This window comes from Pseudonocardia sp. P1, assembly GCF_000178675.2.
Lineage (GTDB): Bacteria > Actinomycetota > Actinomycetes > Mycobacteriales > Pseudonocardiaceae > Pseudonocardia.
The window spans coordinates 5,204,291-5,220,839 of record NZ_ADUJ02000001.1 but is presented as its reverse complement, the minus strand read 5'-3'; the positions used below and the strand labels follow the sequence as shown (position 1 = coordinate 5,220,839).

General features: G+C 69.7%; 15 protein-coding genes. 6 read left to right on the top strand and 9 right to left on the bottom strand.

The features are described 5' to 3' along the window. The first annotated feature begins 48 nt into the window (after positions 1–48). A complete protein-coding gene (locus PP1_RS24190; RefSeq protein WP_139323934.1) occupies positions 49–978 on the top strand; it encodes a hypothetical protein in 930 nt (309 codons plus the stop codon). Between the two features lie 2,642 nt (positions 979–3,620). Here PP1_RS24190 and PP1_RS24185 read toward each other — a convergent pair. The 4 genes from PP1_RS24185 to PP1_RS24170 all read right to left on the bottom strand — a co-directional run bounded on the left by PP1_RS24185 (position 3,621) and on the right by PP1_RS24170 (position 8,200). After that, positions 3,621–4,544: a F510_1955 family glycosylhydrolase gene (locus PP1_RS24185; protein WP_075314589.1), complete on the bottom strand. Its 924-nt coding sequence runs from the start codon at positions 4,542–4,544 to the stop codon at positions 3,621–3,623. Between the two features lie 401 nt (positions 4,545–4,945). Then, a complete protein-coding gene (locus PP1_RS24180) occupies positions 4,946–5,626 on the bottom strand; it encodes a DUF305 domain-containing protein (protein WP_010242843.1) in 681 nt (226 codons plus the stop codon). Between the two features lie 74 nt (positions 5,627–5,700). Next, positions 5,701–6,132 (bottom strand): DUF6153 family protein, encoded by a 432-nt coding sequence (locus PP1_RS24175; protein ID WP_139323935.1) that lies wholly within the window; start codon positions 6,130–6,132, stop codon positions 5,701–5,703. A 67-nt stretch (positions 6,133–6,199) separates the two neighbouring features. Next, positions 6,200–8,200: a heavy metal translocating P-type ATPase gene (locus tag PP1_RS24170; protein ID WP_249266034.1), complete on the bottom strand. Its 2,001-nt coding sequence runs from the start codon at positions 8,198–8,200 to the stop codon at positions 6,200–6,202. A gap of 496 nt (positions 8,201–8,696) precedes the next feature. On the opposite strand from PP1_RS24170, the gene PP1_RS24165 reads away from it, so the two are divergent. The 5 genes from PP1_RS24165 to PP1_RS24145 all read left to right on the top strand — a co-directional run bounded on the left by PP1_RS24165 (position 8,697) and on the right by PP1_RS24145 (position 13,036). Continuing rightward, positions 8,697–8,981 carry a metal-sensitive transcriptional regulator gene (locus tag PP1_RS24165; RefSeq protein ID WP_010242837.1) on the top strand — a complete coding sequence of 95 codons (285 nt, stop codon included), beginning with the start codon at positions 8,697–8,699 and terminating at the stop codon, positions 8,979–8,981. Between the two features lie 27 nt (positions 8,982–9,008). Beyond that, on the top strand, positions 9,009–9,218 hold the full coding sequence (locus PP1_RS24160) for a heavy-metal-associated domain-containing protein (RefSeq protein WP_010242835.1): 210 nt from the start codon (positions 9,009–9,011) through the stop codon (positions 9,216–9,218). A 102-nt stretch (positions 9,219–9,320) separates the two neighbouring features. Then, positions 9,321–10,286, top strand: a complete 966-nt coding sequence (locus PP1_RS24155) for a hypothetical protein (protein ID WP_010242833.1) — start codon at positions 9,321–9,323, stop codon at positions 10,284–10,286. After that, positions 10,286–12,565 carry a heavy metal translocating P-type ATPase gene (locus PP1_RS24150; RefSeq protein WP_010242831.1) on the top strand — a complete coding sequence of 760 codons (2,280 nt, stop codon included), beginning with the start codon at positions 10,286–10,288 and terminating at the stop codon, positions 12,563–12,565. Before PP1_RS24155 ends, PP1_RS24150 begins: the two co-directional genes overlap by 1 nt. 84 nt (positions 12,566–12,649) lie before the next feature. After that, complete coding sequence (locus PP1_RS24145) at positions 12,650–13,036, top strand: ATP-dependent DNA ligase (protein ID WP_075314591.1); 387 nt, start codon at positions 12,650–12,652, stop codon at positions 13,034–13,036. Positions 13,037–13,150: 114 nt separating this feature from the next. On the opposite strand, the gene PP1_RS24140 is transcribed toward PP1_RS24145, so the two are convergent. From PP1_RS24140 to arsB, 5 genes are read right to left on the bottom strand one after another with little or no spacing between them, the layout of a single operon-like run. Further along, on the bottom strand, positions 13,151–13,471 hold the full coding sequence (locus PP1_RS24140) for a hypothetical protein (RefSeq protein WP_202796469.1): 321 nt from the start codon (positions 13,469–13,471) through the stop codon (positions 13,151–13,153). Between the two features lie 33 nt (positions 13,472–13,504). Further along, positions 13,505–14,284, bottom strand: coding sequence for an arsenate-mycothiol transferase ArsC (locus PP1_RS24135; RefSeq protein WP_083697210.1), 780 nt, complete (start codon positions 14,282–14,284; stop codon positions 13,505–13,507). Continuing rightward, positions 14,281–14,709: an arsenate reductase ArsC gene (locus PP1_RS24130; protein ID WP_010242824.1), complete on the bottom strand. Its 429-nt coding sequence runs from the start codon at positions 14,707–14,709 to the stop codon at positions 14,281–14,283. The genes PP1_RS24135 and PP1_RS24130 overlap by 4 nt, the downstream gene beginning before the upstream one ends. A 43-nt stretch (positions 14,710–14,752) precedes the next feature. Continuing rightward, positions 14,753–15,406: an arsenate reductase ArsC gene (locus tag PP1_RS24125; protein ID WP_010242822.1), complete on the bottom strand. Its 654-nt coding sequence runs from the start codon at positions 15,404–15,406 to the stop codon at positions 14,753–14,755. 47 nt (positions 15,407–15,453) lie between these two features. Next, on the bottom strand, positions 15,454–16,548 hold the full coding sequence (gene arsB / locus PP1_RS24120; RefSeq protein WP_010242820.1) for an ACR3 family arsenite efflux transporter: 1,095 nt from the start codon (positions 16,546–16,548) through the stop codon (positions 15,454–15,456). Position 16,549: the final 1 nt, after the last annotated feature.

Below are 16,549 nucleotides of genomic sequence, written 5' to 3'. Positions count from 1 at the left end.
CTCACCCCGGTAGCGACCAGGCCGGGGTGCCTGCCCCCGGCAGCGGCCGTGCCCATCACCGCGACCGGCTCCAGCGGACTCGGCGCCGAGCAACTCGCCAACGCCGCAACCATCGTCGCGGTTGGCCGGGACCACGCGGTACCGGAGCGGGCTGTGTGGATCGCCGTGGCCACCTCGCTACAGGAGTCCGGCCTGCGCAACCTCGACTACGGCGACCGTGACTCGCTCGGGCTGTTCCAGCAACGCCCGTCGATGGGCTGGGGCTCGGCCGAGCAGGTCACCGATCCCCGGTACTCGGCCGCGATCTTCTACGACCGGCTGCTACAGATCCCCGGATGGGCCGACATGGAGCTGTGGGAGGCCGCCCAGGCGGTCCAGCGCTCGGCGTTCCCGACTGCCTATGCCAAATGGGAGGACACCGCCGCCAGCGTGCTTGCGGAGGTCGGTGGCGGCGCGCGAACCACCGGGGTGAGCAAGACTGCGGAAGGCGGGAGCTGTGCTCCCCCGCGCCCGATGACTGACGGCGGCCCGCGGCCGCGCCCAGCCGGCTGCACCGAGGACGACCCGACCACCCGGGGCTGTGTGACCCCCACGACGCGGTTCGCACTGGAGCAGGTGCGGACCACCTTCGGTGCGCTCAGCGAGACCACGTACCTGGCATCGACACGGTGCTTTGCCGACCGCCCGGCGAACCCGACCAGCGATCACCCTCTCGGGAAGGGGTGCGACCTGTTCCCCGGACCCGCCGGCACCTTCGCCTCCGGCCGCGACGTCGACGACGGCTGGCTGATCGCCGAATGGTTCCGGCGCAACGCCGTCGCCCTCGACGTCTCCTACGTCATCTGGCAGGGCCAGATCTGGCTACGGCCCGAGACAGATTCCGGACAGTGGAGCGACTACACCGGCGGCGGGGTGTACGACGCCGCAGATCCGGTGGGCGGGCACTACGATCACATCCACGTGTCCTTTCGCCGCTGATCGAGTTACTGGTCAAGCGGCGCAGAGCCGCGGCCGGGGGCAGTCGGACGGCTGATGGGACGCCATCGCGTTAGTCGGCCGGCGAATGCGATTGCCGATCACTACCGCCTAGCTGCGGGCCTGGCCCTGACGGTCCGCGACGACAGGCTCGCTCTGGCAACGCCGCTACCCGCCGGTGCTGCATCGCACGTATCCATCCAGTCCGATTGCGGGCCCGGTCCGACACCACTCAGCCGAGCCACCGGCACGAGTGACGATGCACGGCAGGCGGTTACGCACAGTAGTATCGCAGCAGCGCGACCAAGCTCCTCTCGCGGATTGCTGGCGACGATGGTCCGGCACGGTCTCTCAGCGTTGTCACAGCACGGCATAGGGAGACTGGGGACATGGCAGCGGTCGCGCAGTCTCGGACGAGGATTGCGCGCGTCGGCGGGATGTCACAGTCACGCGGCGCTTGGGCCAGTGGGCTGATCGCCACGGTTGTGGCGGCGCTGATGGTTGATGTGCTCGGTCGGGAACAACCGACACACGCTCTCTACCTGGTTGTCCTCGTCGGAACAGTCACCGGGCTGCATTGGTGGATCGCGCCGCAATTCCGCAGCCTGTTAATCCTCCTCAGCGCGACCATCGTGATCCAGCCCGCCCTGCACCTAGCGGGTAAGTGGCTGGGGCGCCCGTCTGAAGCATCTGGGCTCGAGTGGTTGACGCCGCCGGGCGGTGTCTGGCCTCACCCATTTTCGGATGGGGTGACCGGGCCCCAGCTCGTTGTCAGTGTGCTGACCGTCGCGATGGCCCTGATCTGTGGCGCTGCCACCGACCTCGTGGTGGGCTACTTGCGAGCGCGATTCGCTCGCTTGAATCCGCGCAGTCGTTCGGTGCGGCGACCCGTCACTCGCCTGTCTCGTGCGCGTCGGCATGGCTCGATGCTGCGGTGGTGCGGCTGGAGGTTGCAATCGGCTCGTCGCGGCCCTCCAGGGCTGAGGCTCCCGGCTACTGAAGGGCTGATGAGCCGCCGGAGCTGACTGGGTGAGCTATGCGCCGACGGCGCCTGCGGCGTGCCTGCAGATGCGGCTATGCGAACCGGGCAGCGCCGCTGAGAGCGTTTCTGATTGCCCGGCTCGCGCAATATTCGCCAGGGAGATTTACGGGTCGCCCTACTCTCTCCTTCAATCATTCAGGAGCTAGGTTACCTAGGTGTCTACCTCGACGCCTTTAGTTGCCGCCTGACCTTGCCCCTCGGCACATACTTCGCTGTCTTCATATCGACAGGCAATTGATGATGGGCTGCTTCCGGTCGGAATTTCTTCCAGCGCCTATGCGGCCGCTGCCAAATACTTGCCAATGTCTCACCTTGTCCGCCACTGCCCCACTTTATCCAAATCTGTTACCGATTGCGACTCGACATCAAGGGATTTATTCATGTGTGACAACACTCATTCTTTCCACTGGGTGCGAGACTCTGTGCTTTCTGCTCTCCGGAGTGACACGTTGTTGAGCGGACGAGGTCGGCGGCAGGTTCTCAGCCGGACCGGTCACAGACCGACCCCCCAGAAGGCGTCACTCATTGTGACCTGGACTGGTGCTCCCGGCTTTAGTCCCGATATGCTCATCGACCGTTTCGTCCTCAGTCTCCATGACCCTGGTATGCCGAGTGGTTCCGTCGGGTCTAGACATGTCCTCGACCACGCCACGGCGGTCCTCCGCCACGGGCTCATCGCCGACAACGGCAACACGGTCTTGCTGGTGCGCACGGGCCGCTGGGTGGAGCGATCGGCTGTTATCGAGCATCGCCTCGAGCTACTCGCATTCGAAGCCCGCGTGCCCCGTGCTGAGCTCAACGATCGGGCAGCGTCCGAGAGAGGCGTTCCCGGCACGCCATGGTCGACTACCGGTGGTAGCACCGAGTACGCCGACCACGCCTCGGCCGCTCGGTTCTGCACCGGTGGAGACAAGGCCCCACTCAAGCCACGTGGCGCGTCGGTGCAGGACAGCACAACCCGAGGGCCAGGACCTCAAGATCACACAGCCCGGCAACTGGACGACTGCACCAGCTCTATCTATGAACCCGATTCGCGGGCGTCATCGTGAACGAGACGCAGCGGCTCCCGGCCCTCTGTGGCGAGGCCCTTGGCCGATGGCGGCGGGCCACGGCACGTACCCCGCAACAGGTTTCACGAGTGCGGGTGTACAGGCGGTCCGACGGACGCATCGTGCGTCCCGTCCGGTTCCGCGGCAGCACGCACTTCCAGGTAGTGCGTGCTGCCGCCGATACGGCTAGCTCCAATCGGCCTCGGCAGTACCCGTGATTGAACGACCACACCGCGCTGTCGGCGGAATCAGCTCGCTCCAGCCGGCTCGTGGCGACCCTGCATCCGCGTCGTCGCGTCGAGCAACACGGAGTCGGACGATGGGGATGCGCGCTGTGGCCTGGTGCCCCGAGCGATCGGGCTGCAGTGGTCGGTGGCCGGCCGACGCATGGCCGCCCCCATGTCTTCGCTGGTGAGGACGACACGGTCGCAGCATCGCCGCAGACGAATGCCCTGATCTGCATGCCCTGATCGCTCTACCCCATCGCAAGCCGACGGGGATTCCTGCGGGGACGATCACTTCCAGTAGCGCCTGGCTCTGGTGAGAGCTCCCGGTTAGGCGAGCCGCTCCAGCGTGACGCCGCCGTCGGTGGAACGCTCGACCCCGACTTCGGTCACCACGGTCAGCCGCCCTCCGGGGTCGGCACTGATCGCTTGCGGTGGGGCAGCGGTGGCACCCCGACGCTGCCAGGTCACGCCCCGGTCGGTGCTCAAGTAGAGCGTTCCTTCCGGCGCGATCCCGTACACGCTGCCGTCGTCGGCCCATGCCAGGTAGGCCAGTAGCGGGCTTCCGGCGACGCTGGTGAAGGTGGTGCCGCCGTCCTGGCTGGCCATCACGCCGGCCTCGGTGGTGGCCAGGATCCGGGTGTTCTCCCCGGGCGCCAAGGCGATGTCGAGAGCGGACAGCGAGGCCTGTCGTTGCCAGTTCTGGCCGCTGTCGGTGCTGGTCAGGAGCAGTCCGCGGGTGGCGTCGAGGCCGGCGACAGCTGTGCCGTCGACGTCGAGGGCGTGGAAGTCGACCTCGCCGTGCAGGCTGATCGGCTCCCACCTGGCACCGCGGTCGGTGCTGCGGACCAGGCCGAGCGGGTTCGGTGTGCTGGTGTCCTGCGGGGCGGGGTGGCCGCTGGCCAGGTAGGTGTTCGGGCCGGCGACGGTGAAGCCCATCAGGTCGGGGCCGCCGGCCTGCGGATTCTGGCGCGGCGTCACTGTTCCCTCGGCGGTGAGGCTGAACAGGCCGTGGTGGCCTGCGATGACCGTGCTGCCGTCGGCAGGGTCGACTCCGACCCCGTGGACGTGGCCGACCTGCTCGAACACGTCGGCGGTGGTGCCGGCGGCGGCGGGCGCGGCGGCCGGTTGCGCCGGCCCGCCGCAGCCCACCAGCAGTACGGCGATGCCCGCGGCCAGCACGGCGTAGGTCAGGGGTGCTCGGGGTCTACCGAGCTTGAGGTTCGTGCGGTCTACCGGACGTGCGTTGATCATCAGCGGTGGTGGTCTCTCTTCAGCCGGGGCGTGCTCCGGCATCGCGGTGGGCTCGGCGGGTCGAACCATGGACAACATGTGGAGACCGTCGGGGCTGCGTGGTCATCGACCCTCGCAAGGTGCAGAGCCGCGATCGCGGGGCGGTGTGTGGGCAGACAGCGCTCGCACCGCGCACCCGAGCAGACAGCGCAGAACCGCCCGGCCGGGCTCGGATGTGACGGCCGCGACCATGGCGGACAGCGGATCTCGGGCAGCGGGCCGACTCGCATTCTTCACCATCTGGCAGTCTCCATCGTTGATACGGGTGGGGGGTATTCCGGTTCACGGTACATACCCCCCACCCGTATCGGCCAGGGTGAGTGCGGCTCTCTTTACCGTCGTCGCCCGTGGCCGGAGGATGGTCAGCCGAGCAGCTGGCGCATCTGGCCGATCTCGGCCTGCTGGGCGTCGATGATCTGCTGGGCCAGTGCCTTCGCCTCGGGATTGATTCCGTCGGCGAGTTCGGTCTGGGCCATTTGCACCGCACCCTCGTGGTGGGCGATCATCATCTCGAGGAACATGCGGTCGAAGGCGGCGCCGTCGGCCTGCCCGAGCTGGCGCATCTGGTCAGGCGTCATCATCCCGGCCATCCCGCCGTCATCCATCCCGCCCTGGCCCATCCCGCCCTGGCCCATTCCGCCGTGGTCCATCCCGGACATGCCGCCCTGGTCCATCCCGGGCATACCACCGGATGCGGGTGCGCCCCAGGTGGTGAGGAAGGTCTGCATCTGCGCGATCTCCGGGCCTTGGGCCTGCTCGATCGCGGTGGCGAGGCCGCGGACGTCGTCGCTACCGGCGCGGTCGGTGGCCAGCTTCGCCATCTCCACGGCCTGCTGGTGGTGCGGAATCATGCCCTGGGCGAAGGCGATGTCGGTCTGGTTGTGCTCGGTCGAGACCGTCGCGCCCGGAGCGGCGGCGCTGGTCGGGGCGGGGGCCGTGGCCGCGGGTGGGGCGCTGTCGGCGGGCTCTGCGCCGCCGCAGGCGGACAGGACGAGGGCAGCGGTCAGTGTCGTGGCCGCGGTGGCCACGTTGGTGATCTTCATCTGTGGTTCTGGCTCTCCGTGTCGATTACGGGTGATCGGGCCGGGATCCGGCGCTCTGCCGCGCCGGGGGCCGATCAGGTCCGCAGGACGCAGAGCTGAGCGAGTCGTCGGGGGACGGGTGGTGGCCGCTGGGCAGGTCGGCCGCGGGGACGCTGGCGGGCCGCGGTGAGTGCGACCGGGAGCGGCAGGCGTCCGAGGAACAGCCACGCCGAGAGCAGGGCGAGCCCGGCGGCGGCCAGCACGGCCAGGCACAGGTGCAGCGCGTGCGTGGCGTCGTGCTCGCCGTGGTCGGCCGGCATCGGCTGTTCAGCTGCCACCGGTGCCGGTGGCGCGGATGCCGCGTCGGCACGGTGGTCGCTGTGCCCGGTCGCTGTCGCTGCGACCGCGACCTCGTGCCCGGTGTCTGCGGCGGGGGCCGGGGCGACGAGTGCGTGCATCCCGAGCAGGCCGAGCAGGACAGGCAGGACCAGCAGCACCAGCTGCAGCCCTTCTCGCCTGTTGCCCATGTCGGTCACGGTACCGGGGCGGCTGCCCGGTCCGCGCGTGCCGTGCCGTCGTCCCGGCGCGAGGGTGTCACGTCGATCGACGGTCTTCTGTGACCGGACCGCCACGCGATGGCGTCACCCCGGTGTCGGCGCCGGCGAGACGTGCTGTGCTGCGCGCCGGCGTCAGGTCGAGACGGCGAAGAAGCTGAGCGTTGAGGGCGACGACGACGGTCGAGGCGGACATCAGGATCGCGCCGACGCTCATCGGCAGGACGAACCCGACGGGAGCGAGCACCCCGGCCGCCAGCGGGACGGAGGCCAGGTTGTAGCCGGCCGCCCACCACAGGTTCTGCTTCATCTTCCGGTAGGACGCACGCGACAGGTCGATCACCGACAGCACCGACCTCGGGTCGGACGAGGCGAGGATGACACCGGCGGAACCGATCGCGACGTCGGTCCCGGCCCCGATCGCGATACCCACGTCGGCCTGGGCCAGGGCAGGAGCGTCGTTGACGCCGTCGCCGACCATCGCGACCCGACGCCCCTCGCTCTGCAGCTCGGCCACCTTGGCGGCCTTGTCCTCCGGGCGGACTCCGGCGAAGACCCGGTCGATGCCGAGGTCGGCGGCGACGGTGTCGGCCACGGCCCGGGCATCACCGGTGATCATGACCACCTGGGTGCCGACGGCGTGCAGGGCCTCGACGGCCTCCCGGGATTCGGGCCTGATCTCGTCTGCCAGTCGCAGCGCAGCGATGGCCTCCCCGTCGGCGAGGACGTGCAGGATGATCGCCCCTTGGCGGCGCCACTGGTCCGCGACCGAGAACTCGGCGGCGCCGTGCTGGTCGAGCAGATGGGGTCCGCCGACCTGGATCCGCGTGCCGTCCACCGTGGCCTCGACCCCGACCGCGGGAGACGAGGAGAACTCGCGCGCCGGGGGCACGGTCAAACCCCGCTTGCGGGCCGCGCCGACGATCGCTCGGGCCAGGGGATGTTCGCTGTCGGACTCGGCCGCGGCCGCGAGAGCGAGAACCTCGTCCGCGGCGCGGCCCTCGCCCGGCTCGATGCCGGTGACGGTCGGCTCGCCCCGGGTGAGGGTCCCGGTCTTGTCGAACAGCACGGCATCGACGGTGCGCATCGACTCCAACGCCAGACGATCCTTCACCAGCACGCCGCCCCGGGCGGCACGCTCGGTGGCGATGGACACCACCAGCGGGATGGCCAGCCCGAGAGCATGCGGGCAGGCGATGACGAGCACGGTGATGGTGCGCACCACGGCGGTGTCGGGCAACCCGACCAGAGACCAGACCACCGCGGTGAGCACGGCAGCGCCGAGGGCGAACCAGAACAACCAACCGGCCGCGGTGTCGGCGAGACGCTGAGCCCGCGACGACGAGGCCTGGGCGTCGGCCACGAGCCGGCGGATCCCGGCCAGCGCGGTGTCGTCCCCGGTCGCCGTGACTTCGACCCGCAGTCCCGAGTCGGTCGCAACGGTGCCGGCCACGACCTGATCACCGGCCTGGCGCCGCACCGTGCGGGACTCGCCGGTCACCATGGACTCGTCGATGTTCGCCGACCCGTCCACGATCGTTCCGTCGGCGGGCACCGACGAGCCAGGCCGGACGATGACCATGTCGCCGACCACCAGGTCGGCCGGTGAGACGGTGACGACAACATCGCCGTGGTCGACCCGCTCGGCCTCGTCGGGCAGCAGTGCCGCCAGGGAGTCCAGCGCCGAGGTGGTCTGGGCCAGTGAGCGCATCTCGATCCAGTGCCCCAGCAGCATGATCACGACCAGCAGCGCGAGCTCCCACCAGAAGTTCAGCTCGCCGTCGAGCAGGCCCAGGCTGGCACCCCAGGACGCGATGAACGCGACTGTGATCGCCAGGCCGATCAGCAGCATCATGCCCGGCGTGCGCGAGCGGACCTCTGCGATGGCGCCGGTGAGGAACGGGCGCCCTCCCCAGAGGTAGATCACTGTGCCCAGCACCGGCGAGACCCACCGCACCCACTCGCCAGCAGGCAGGTGATAGCCCACCAGGTGGGCGAACATGTCGTTGAACCCGACCACAGGGGCGGCCAGGACGAGCATGACCCAGAACAGCCGCCGGAACTGCCCGACGTGATCGCCGTGATCGCCGTGACCGCCGTGACCGCCGTGACCGTCGTGTCCCTGATGCCCGCCGTGCCCCTCGTGCGCACCGGGTTCGTGATGGTGCGGCTGCTCGCCCGGGCCGACACCGACCGATGCGACCGCCGGGCGGACCTCCTCGGCCGGTCCGGCAGCGCTGCCCGTCGTCTCGGTCGCTCGGTGTGGGTGGTGAGCAGGCCCGTCTGCGTCCTTGCTCGATCGCTCTCCGGGGTTCATGTCACATGGATACCCCATACCCCATGGGGGTATCAAGCAAGGGCGTGCTCAGTTAGTTGACTGATTCGTGACATGGCTCGGCTCGGTCGTCCGATCTCGGGTGATCGGCTGGTGCTGCGCCATACCTGCCCCCGGCGATCCGGTGGGGATCATGGATCGACACGGTTGTATGCGTATACCCCGTAGGGGTATGCTGGAGGTGTCACGAGGAGGTAGGGCGATGCAGCACGGATACGCCGACAGCAAGGACTCCCACATCAAGCGGATGCGTCGGATCGAGGGCCAGGTCCGCGGGATCACGAAGATGATCGAGTCGGACAAGTACTGCATCGACATCCTGACCCAGGTGTCGGCGGTCAACAAAGCCCTCGAGGCGGTGGCCCTGGGCCTGCTCGACGAGCACCTCAAGCACTGCGTCGCCGACGCCGCCACCGAAGGTGGCCCCGTCGCCGAGCAGAAGATCCAAGAGGCCAGCGCCGCGATCGCGCGACTGGTCCGTTCCTGAGTACGACGACAGAGAGGAATGAGCGCTGTGACCACAGCCACCTACACCGTCACCGGCATGACCTGCGGGCACTGCGTCTCGTCGGTCACCGAGGAGATCAGCGAGATCTCCGGTGTGACCGACGTGACGGTCGACCTGCCGACTGGTGCGGTCACCGTCATTAGCGACGGCGAGGTCGCCCCTGACGCGGTCCGCGCAGCGGTCAAGGAAGCCGGGTACGAGGTCACCGCCGCCTGAGCAGGACCAGCACCAGTCCGCCACCCGGTACGGGTCACGGCCCCGCAGCCCGCTGCGCGCGGCCGTCCACCCGTGCCGGGTCTCACCGAAGGACTTCCGACGATGAAGACCGCAGCACGACTGTCCGCCTACGGCGCGGCTGTCGTCCTCTTCGGAGCCGGCGCATTCGCGACCGGCGCGACCATCGATGCCCCCACCGCACACCTGCGCCCCACCGCGCAGACCGCCGACCACGGGGCTGACCCGGCGGCGGGTCACGGCGCTCCCACCGCCTCCCGATCGACAGGGCCCGCCGGCCTGGCCTCGACCGAGGGCGGCCTGACGCTGACGCCCACCTCGAGCACGCTCCCCGCCCGGGAGGCGAGCGAGCTCGCGTTCCGGATCACCGGCCCCGACGGGGCCGCGATCACCGGATTCGACATTGAGCACGAGAAGCGGATGCACCTGATCGTCGTGCGCAGCGACACGGCCTACTTCCAGCACCTGCACCCGACGATGGACCCGGACGGCACCTGGCGGGCCCCGATCACCCTGCCCGGCGGAGGCACCTATCGTGCCTTCGCCGACTTCGCCCCCACCGATGGCGAGGCCACGACGCTCGGAGTCGACCTGTTCGCCCCGGGCACCTTCGCGCCCGTCACACCGCAGGCCAACCGCAGCGCCATCGCCCCCGGGGGCTACGAGGTGACCCTCGACGGGGTGCTCGAGCCCGGCCGGTCGAGCCCGGTCACCCTCACCGTGACCCGCCGCGGCCAGCCGGTGCGCGACCTGCAGCCCTACCTGGGCGCCTACGGCCACCTGGTCGCGCTGCGCAGCGGCGATCTCGGCTACCTCCACGTCCACCCCGACGGCGCACCCGGGGACGGCACCACCGAGCCCGGGCCCGGAATCACCTTCCACACCGAGGTCCCCTCGACCGGCACCTACCGGCTGTTCCTCGATTTCCAGCACGACGGCCAGGTCCGCACCGCGCAGTTCACGGTCCCGACCACCGGGTCCGCGCCGGCCGCGCCGGCCACGCCCGGCTCGGTCGAGACCGGCCACCCGCACACTGACGGAGGCCACTGATGACCGCGACCCTTCCCCCGTCCGGTGACCAGGTCCGCGAAATCGAGCTGGCCATCGGCGGCATGACGTGTGCGTCCTGCGCGAACCGCGTCGAGCGCAAGCTGAACAAGCTCGACGGAGTCAGCGCCACGGTCAACTACGCGACCGAGAAGGCGAAGGTCTCCGCGCCGGGCGGCGTCGGCACCGACGCGCTCGTGGCCGCCGTGGAATCGGCCGGCTACTCGGCCGTCCTTCCGACCCCGCCGCACCGCGGCGACGACACCGCCGACGACACCGCCGAACAGGACGACGAGCTGCGTCCCCTGCGCGACCGTCTCCTCGGCGCAGCCCTGCTGTCGGTCCCGGTCGTGGTCCTGTCGATGACCCCGCCCCTGCAGTTCGTGAACTGGCAGTGGCTCTGCCTGGTCCTCACCGCGCCGGTCTGGGCCTGGGCCGGCGCCCCGTTCCACCGCGCAGCATGGACGAACCTGCGTCACGGCGCGGCCACCATGGACACCCTCATCTCCATGGGCACCACGGCGGCGATGGCCTGGTCGGTCTATGCGCTGTTCTTCGGTACCGCAGGAACTCCGGGCATGGTCCACCCCTTCGAGCTGTCGGTCTCACCCACCGACGGCGCCGGCAACATGTACCTCGAGGTCGTGGCCGGTGTCATCACGTTCGTCCTCGCCGGCCGCTATTTCGAGCAGCGCTCCAAGCGCCGCGCCGGCGCCGCCCTGCGCGCCCTGCTCGAACTCGGGGCCAAGGACGTCGCCGTCCTGCGCGACGGCTCGGAGGTTCGCATCCCGATCGCCGAACTCGCTGTCGGGGACCGGTTCGTCGTCCGGCCCGGAGAGAAGATCGCCACCGACGGCACGGTCGTCGACGGCCGCTCGGCTGTCGACGCCTCCATGCTCACCGGCGAGTCCGTCCCGGTCGAGGTCGCCGTCGGCGACACCGTCGTCGGCGCCACCGTCAACGCCGGCGGGCGCCTGGTCGTCCAAGCCACGCGGGTGGGCTCGGACACCCAGCTCGCCCAGATGGCATCGCTGGTCGAAGACGCCCAGAACGGCAAGGCCGCCGTCCAGCGCCTCGCCGACCGGATCTCAGGAGTCTTCGTACCGATCGTGATCGCGGTCGCTGTGGTGACGCTCGGATTCTGGCTGGGCGCCGGGGCCGGCGCCACCGCGGCGTTCACCGCTGCCGTCGCCGTGCTGATCATCGCCTGCCCCTGCGCACTCGGCCTGGCCACACCGACCGCGCTGCTGGTCGGAACGGGCCGGGGCGCCCAGATGGGCGTGCTGATCAAGGGGCCCGAAGTCCTGGAGTCCACCCGCAAGGTCGACACCGTCGTCCTCGACAAGACCGGCACCGTCACCACCGGCAAGATGTCCCTGACCGCCGTCCACACCGCCGACGGAACCGACGAGGCCACCGCGCTTCGACTGGCAGGCGCCCTGGAGAAGGCCTCCGAGCACCCAATCGCCACCGCGATCGCCACGGCCGCCGAGACACGCACCGGGAATCTCCCCGGCGTCGAGGACTTCACCAACCACGAAGGCCTCGGTGTCCAGGGGGTCATCGACGGTCACGCCGTGATCGTGGGCCGACCACGCCTGCTCGAGCAATGGTCGACCCCACTGACCGATGAGCTCGCCGACGCAGCCGCGGCCGACGCGGCCCGCGGCGCCACCGCCGTCGCCGTCGCCTGGGACGGGCAGGCACGCGCCGTGCTCGTCGTCGCCGACACCATCAAGGACACCTCCGCCGAGGCCATCACCGAGTTCCGCCGCCTCGGGCTGCGACCGGTACTGCTGACCGGGGACAACCGCGCCGTCGCAGACTCCGTGGCCGCAGAGGTCGGCATCGACGTCGCCGACGACACCGTCATCGCCGACGTCATGCCCGCCGACAAACTCGCCGTCATCGAGCGCCTGCAGCGCGAAGGCCGAGTCGTCGCCATGGTCGGCGACGGAGTCAACGACGCCGCCGCACTGGCCCAGGCCGACCTCGGCCTGGCCATGGGCACCGGCACCGACGTCGCCATCGAGGCATCCGACATCACCCTCGTCCGTGGCGACCTGCGCGCCGCCGCCGACGCCGTACGCCTCGCACGCAGAACCCTGGGCACGATCAAGACCAACTTGTTCTGGGCCTTCGCCTACAACACCGCGGCGATTCCGCTCGCAGCGTTAGGCCTGCTCAACCCCATGATCGCCGGGGCAGCGATGGCGTTCAGCTCGGTCTTCGTGGTCGGCAACAGCCTGCGGCTACGTCGGTTCCGAGGGCACGCGGTCTGATACGCATCCCTCTCGAGGAGGTGGTGCAATCGCAGTGGCTGCACCACCTCCTCGGTCGGAGTTCAGTCAAATAGCCGCGGACTGGTGGCCACCACGTCATCCGGGATCCGGCTGCGGTCCCGCAACGGACGGGATCTGACCGACGGCTACCCAATGCTCGCAGAGCTCGAGCTCCCGCCCGGACTGATGCTCGGCGCCGAGATCGTCGCCCTCGACGCGCGCGGCCGCAGCGACTTCGAGCTCCTGCAGCAGCGGCTGCACAACTCCAGCCCCTCGCCTGCCCTCGTCGAAGCCGTCCCGGTGTCGATGGTGGTGTTCGACGTCCTGAGAGTCGACGACATGCCGCAGCTAACCACCCGTCCAGACACCGGCGAGAAGTGCTCCGCGAGCTCGGTCTCTCCATGCCGGGCCGGCTCACGACGCCAGCGCATTTCACCGACGTCTCAGCGAGCGCGGTCCTGGCCCCCGTAGATGCTCAGGGGCTGGAAGGCGTCGTGGCCAAGCGCCTCGGTTCCCGCTACGAGCTGGCCGTCGATCGCGAGCTTGGATCAAGCACGCCATCCGCCACCTTCTTTCGGGGCCGGGTCAGCTGCTCAGAACCTGTCGGAGCTGCTCTAGCGACGGAGCGCCCGACACCCCAGCCTCCGAGCGGTAGATCCGACAGGAATTCCCAGCTGGTCCGGCTGTCTGCTCGGCGAACGGATCTATCCCGTCGATGAGGATGGTGGGGGATCCTGCGAACTCCGGGGTCCCGGCGATCGACTCCTCGGTCATCGTCCGGACCTCCACGGGTGTCGCCTCATGCCCGGTGGCGTCGAGACCATCACGTAGACGACTCGCTGCCGTCTCCTCGTTGGGGCAGTCTCGGATCACCAATAGTTCTACCCGCATCGCCTCAGTGTGCACCGAGGGCGCTCGTGCGCGGAGAGATGAGTGACGTCAAGTGTTCTGGCTCCGGCTGCCGTCATCTGCGATGGCCCGGATCTGGCTGGGCAGCTGCCAGACCCGGTGCGCGATGGGACGCTGCTGGCACGGCGCCGACCGGCCGGCCTCCACAGGCGTCGATGGTCGGTTTCCACGACTCGATCGTCGGCCGAGGCCGCAGCCCCGCTCTACGGGGCGGCGGTGGGACCGCCGAGGCCAGGGCCTGGCGGGCCGTGCCCCGGTGTACCGATGACGCTCGGCCAGCGCCCGGATCGACAGTCTCCGGTAGCCGGCCGCGGCGGATCGCCTCGAACAACTCCACCCGCCTGGCCACCGGGGCCCGAGGCAGACGACCACACTCCGAGAGAGCTGATTCGGCATAGAGTTACGAACGGCCAGCTCGGTGAGTAAGGCGTCCACTCGGGCGGCGATGTCGTCGCGGATCAGGCGCATTCGTTCGAGCCCCTCGATCCCTCGTTCCGAGGGCTCGTCGGTGTCCCAGTTGCGGGCCCCGGTGTCCCCTCCCTCGACGTGGGCCTCCCGGCCGAGGGTGACCACGAGGTCGACGCGCTGGAGCAGCGCAGGGTCGATCGGTCTGGGCGTCTCACCGGTGATGTCCGCGCCCGCCTCGGCCAGCACCTGCGCGGAGAGGGCGTTGACGGCTGCGCCCGGGCTGGTACCGGCGGAGTGGACCTCGACCCGGTCCTGGGCAGCGGCCCGCATGAGACCGGCAGCCATCTGCGACTTCCCCCCGTTGCGGACGCACACGAACAGGACCGACGGCACACCGGTCATGACGTTCTCGCCTGCGCCCCGACGCCGGTCAGCTCGCCCAGCAGGGCACGAACGCGGGCATCGATGTCGTCGCGGATCGGCCGTACCTCGTCCAGGGTCTTCCCGGCGGGATCGTCGAGCTGCCAGTCGAGGTAGCGCTTGCCCGGGAACACCGGGCACGCGTCGCCACAGCCCATCGTGATCACGACATCGGCAGCCTCGACGGAGCCTATGGTCAACCGCTTCGGGATCTCCTTGCCGAGGTCGATACCGAGCTCGGCCATGACCTCGCGCACCGCGGGATTGATGCTCTCCGCCGGTGCGGAGCCGGCCGATCGGACGCGGACCGTTCCGGCGGCGTGGTGGTCCAGCAGCGCGGCGGCCATCTGGGACCGGCCGGCGTTGTGGACGCAGACGAACAGGACTTCGGGGATGGCGTCGGCCATCAGGGTGCTCTCCTGGGATCGGTGGTCCGGGGTGGGATCGATGTCAGACGGGGGCGGTCAGCAGCTCGCCGACGAGTTGGCGGACCCGCTGCTCGATGGCGTCTCGGATCGGACGGACGGCGTCGAGGTCGAGACCGTCCGGGTCGGCGATGTCCCAGTCCTCGTAGCGGCGGCCGGGGAAGACGGGGCAGGCGTCGCCACATCCCATCGTGATCACCGCGTCGGCGGCGCGGACGATCTCGTCGGTCCACGGTTTCGGGAACTCGGAGCTGATGTCGATGCCAACCTCGGCCATGGCCGCCACGGCGGCCGGGTTGACGGTGTGTGCGGGGGACGAGCCGCCCGACCAGCCGACGGCCCGGTCCCCGGCCAGGTGTGTGAAGTAGCCGAGGGCCATCTGTGACCGACCGGCGTTGTGGGTGCAGAGGAACAGCGCGACCGGTCGCCCGTCGTTGCTATGGCCCTCGACCCGTGCCAGGGCCCGCAGCCGCTGGCGTGCGAAGCGCTCGGCCAGCAGCGGCAGGAAGTTCAGCACGACCGCGCGGCCGGCGAACTCGTCGTAGGACGAGTGCAGGAACCGCTCGATGGTCTCCTTGCCGAACGTGTCGTCGAACTCCCGGGCCAGGTTCGTGGCCGCGGTGGTCAGGGCGAGCTGCTGGTCGATCGAGAGGGTGTCGCGGTGCCACGGGCTGGTCATGGCGGGCCTTCTTCCTCGAAGGGCGATCGTGGTGTGGACGTGGTGGATCAGGTGCGGGACACGACATCGGGCTGCGCAGGGAACAGGCGGCGGCGAAGCCACAGGGAGACGTAGACCAGCCCGACCAGCACCGGCACCTCGATCAGCGGCCCGACGACGCCGGCGAGCGCCTGCCCGGAGGTCACGCCGAACGCACCGATGGCGACGGCGATGGCGAGCTCGAAGTTGTTGCCGGCGGCGGTGAAGGCGAGGGTGGTGGTGCGCTCGTAGCCCATGCCGACGGCTCGGCCGAGAGCGTAGGAGCCGGCCCACATCAGGGCGAAGTAGGCGAGCAGCGGCAGCGCGATGCGGGCGACGTCGAGTGGCTGTGAGGTGATGGCCTCGCCCTGCAGGGCGAACAGCAGCACGATCGTGAACAGCAGGCCGTACAGCGCGAACGGCCCGATCCGGGGAAGGAACTTCTCCTCGTACCATTCGCGGCCCTTGGCCCGCTCCCCCAGCTTGCGGGTGAGGTAGCCGGCGAGCAGCGGGATGCCGAGGAAGATCAGCACGGACTTGACGATCTCCCACGTGGAGACGTCGAGGTCGGTCACCGGCAGGCCGAGCCATCCGGGCAGGACCGAGAGGTAGAACCAGCCCAGCACGCCGAACATGACGACCTGGAACACGGAGTTCAGCGCGACCAGCACGGCGGCGGCTTCGCGGTCACCGCAGGCGAGGTCGTTCCAGATGATCACCATGGCGATGCACCGGGCGAGCCCGACGATGATCAGACCCGTCCGGTACTCGGGCAGGTCGGGCAGCATCAGCCAGGCCAGTACGAACATCAGAGCCGGGCCGAGCACCCAGTTCAGCAGCAGAGAGGCCAGCAACAGCCTGCGGTCGCCGGTGACGGTGTCGAGGCGGTCGTAGCGGACCTTCGCCAGCACCGGGTACATCATGATCAGCAGGCCGAGCGCGATCGGCAACGAGACGCCGTCGACGGCCAGGGTGTCCAGGGCCGGGGCGAGTCCGGGAACCAGACGGCCGAGCAGCAGGCCGGCCGCCATTGCAGCGATGATCCAGACCGGCAGGAAGCGGTCGAGGGTCGACAGGCGGGCGACGACCGCGGCGCCGTCGTCGGTGGGGTTCTGGGTGGTCACG